2 protein-coding genes, 2 tRNA genes and 1 pseudogene are annotated in these 2,804 nt (G+C 63.7%); 4 read left to right on the top strand and 1 reads right to left on the bottom strand.

All coding sequences use genetic code 11. The features are described from left to right. The 4 genes and pseudogenes from ACESNG_RS15065 to ACESNG_RS15050 form a co-directional block, all read left to right on the top strand. Positions 1-319 (top strand): annotated as a pseudogene (locus ACESNG_RS15065) (hypothetical protein); the annotation flags it as partial. Between the two features lie 41 nt (positions 320-360). Beyond that, positions 361-1,356: a bifunctional heptose 7-phosphate kinase/heptose 1-phosphate adenyltransferase gene (locus tag ACESNG_RS15060; protein ID WP_373058379.1), complete on the top strand. Its 996-nt coding sequence runs from the start codon at positions 361-363 to the stop codon at positions 1,354-1,356. A gap of 41 nt (positions 1,357-1,397) precedes the next feature. After that, a tRNA-Ile gene (locus ACESNG_RS15055) sits at positions 1,398-1,471 on the top strand. Between the two features lie 124 nt (positions 1,472-1,595). Then, a tRNA-Val gene (locus ACESNG_RS15050) sits at positions 1,596-1,669 on the top strand. A gap of 82 nt (positions 1,670-1,751) precedes the next feature. Here ACESNG_RS15050 and hflX read toward each other — a convergent pair. Further along, positions 1,752-2,804, bottom strand: a 1,053-nt coding sequence (gene hflX, locus ACESNG_RS15045) for a GTPase HflX (protein ID WP_373069572.1), incomplete at its 5' end; no start/stop codon positions are given.

The following is a 2,804-nucleotide window of genomic DNA, read 5'->3' as shown; positions in this document are numbered from 1 at the left end:
CCGCGAGCTTCGCGCGAACCAGCTGGCTCTCCGATCGCTCCGCGGCAGCCGCCAGCACCGCCGTTCGCGCGAAGTCCGCGAAGATCGCGAAGGCACGCGAAGAACAGCAACACCAGGAGTGGTGTCCCAACGTGTTCAGGTGAAGATGCACATCTGGATCGCGAAGCAAAGTCTACCGCTCAACCGGCAACGCTTGTACGAAATTCTACAGATCTTGAGTCTGACCCTGTTCGAGCAAGTCCCAATCCATCAACTACTTACGCCGCCACCCAGCTATTCAGATGCTGATTTCGAGCCGATTCAGCTCGTTCTCCTCTGAAAAACGTTGGGACACTACTGGGTCCGACTAACTTCCCCGCCATGACGCCCACCATCTCCCGCGCTCGGCTCGAGGCACTGCTGGCCCGCGCCGCCTCGCAGCATGTGGTCATCATCGGCGACGCCATGCTCGATGTATACCTCCGCGGCGACGTCGATCGGATTTCCCCTGAAGCGCCGGTCCCCGTCGTCCGGGTGCGTGACCGCAAGTTAGCGCTCGGTGGCGCCGCCAACGTTGCGCAGAACGTCGCGGCCGTTGGTGCGAGGTGCGACCTCGTGGCCGTCGTCGGGGACGACGCGGCCGGCGGCACGCTGCGCGAACGTCTCGAGGCCGGCCGAATGGAGTCGCGATCGCTGGTCACGGTCAGTCGGCCCACTACGACCAAGACCCGCGTGATGGCGCGCTCTCAGCAACTGGTGCGTTTCGATGAGGAAGACGACGCGGACCTCCACGACGCGGACGTCGCGCGCGTCCTCGACGCGATTGAACGCGCCATGCCGCACGCGACCGCGCTCGTGTTCGAGGACTACAACAAGGGTGTGCTTGTCCCGGCGGTGATCGAAGGCGCCATTGCGCTCGCACGTGCGCGCACGCTGCCGATTGTCGTCGACCCGAAGTTCCGCAATTTCTTTGCATATCGCGGTGCCACCGTGTTCAAGCCGAACCGTCGGGAGCTTGAAAGCGCACTGGGCGCCGCGGTCGATCTCGAGCATCCCGCGGCGCTGCCGGAAACGTTCGCACGCCTCGGCGTCGATCACTTGCTGCTGACCCTCGGCGAACGCGGCATGGTGCTGGTCTCGTCGGATGGCATCGTGCATCGCGTCCCGACGACCGCCCGTGAAGTGTACGACGTGGTCGGCGCCGGCGACACGGTGACGGCGTACTTGGCAACGATGCTGGCCGCCGGGGCTTCGGCACTGGAAGCGGCCATCGTGGCGAATTACGCCGCCGGGGTCGAGGTAGGAAAGCTCGGTGCCGCGACGGTCACACCGGACGAAGTCCTCGAGGCCTACGACGCACACATGGCCAACGATTGAGATACATTTCTCACCGGCGGCGGCGGGGAATCGCCACGTTCGGTCCGGTAGCTTAGTTGGTTAAAGCGCTCGACTCATAATCGAAGGATCGTGGGTTCAAGTCCCACCCGGACCATTCGCCTCGGTGCCCTGCACCGAGGCGTTTGGCTTTTTCGCATCGATTGAGGGGCTTCCCACCGTCCGTCCCCGCCGTTACGTTCTTGATCCGCGCGGTGAGTTGTCGGGCGCGGAACGATGTCGGGCGTGTAGCTCAGCTGGTTAGAGCGCTGCTTTCACACAGCAGAGGTCCGGGGTTCGAGTCCCTGCACGCCCATTGCAAAGACTTTACAACACGAACGGCCGGTCATCGTTGCTGATGTCCGGCCGTTTGCGCGTGGCGACGGTGTGGCAAGCGACTAGAACGCTTCGGCCGGCTCGGCAGGTACCTTGACCCGCTCAACGCCCCGAAGCACCGTGATCCGCGCGCCGGCCTGTCGCAGCCGACCGATCGTGCGGTCATCAAGTCGCGCCCGAAGCACAATGACGTCCTCGTCAGTGCGCTGCTCCAGCACTTCGCCGTCGCGATGCATCTCCGCGATCATCCGGCCATTGGCCGCCGGAAGCCGGACCTCGAGCACCGGGCGCTGGCGACGCAGACTATCGAGCAGCGACGCGCGAAGCACGTCGAGACCACCCTGCTCGATCGCCGACACGAACAGCGAATTCGGGAGAATGTTCGTCACGCGTTCACGAACGGCCGATGCCTCCTCGGCGGGCAGCAGGTCCATCTTGTTCATCACGTATAGCTTGGGCTGATCGGCCAATCCGAGATCCGCCAGCACACCGTCCACGACATCGCGCTGCTCCTCCCACACCGGATGACTCGCGTCGATCACGTGCAGCAGCAAGTCGGCCTCCTTGGCCTCTGACAACGTGGCGCGGAATGACGCGACCAGGTGGTGAGGAAGCTTCCGGATGAATCCAACGGTGTCGGTGAGCAGCACCGTGTACCCGTCACCCACCTCGACTTCACGGGTGAGCGGATCGAGCGTGGCGAAGAGACGATCCTCCACGAACACCTGCTCGTCGTTCGCCATCTGCCGCAGAATCGATGATTTGCCCGCATTCGTGTAGCCAACGAGTGCGACCCGGTAGTGCGATTTGCGTCCTTCGCGCTGCACTTCGCGCGCCCGCTCGACGTCGGCCAGCCGATCCTTGAGTATGCGGATACGATGCTGAATGAGTCGACGGTCGGTTTCGAGCTGCGTTTCACCCGGACCGCGCACGCCGATACCACCGCGGAATTTCTCCAGGTGCGTCCACATGCGCGTGAGGCGCGGCAACAGATACTGCAACTGCGCGAGCTCTACCTGATTGCGCGCCTCGCTTGAACGCGCCCGGGTGGCGAAGATGTCGAGAATCAGTTCGGCACGGTCCATCACACGCGTGCCGACGATCGCTTCGATATT

It is taken from the genome of Gemmatimonas sp. (assembly GCF_041689975.1).
Lineage (GTDB): Bacteria > Gemmatimonadota > Gemmatimonadetes > Gemmatimonadales > Gemmatimonadaceae > Gemmatimonas.
The sequence above is the reverse complement of the archived record's forward strand: the minus strand, read 5'-3'. Positions and strand labels throughout refer to the sequence as shown.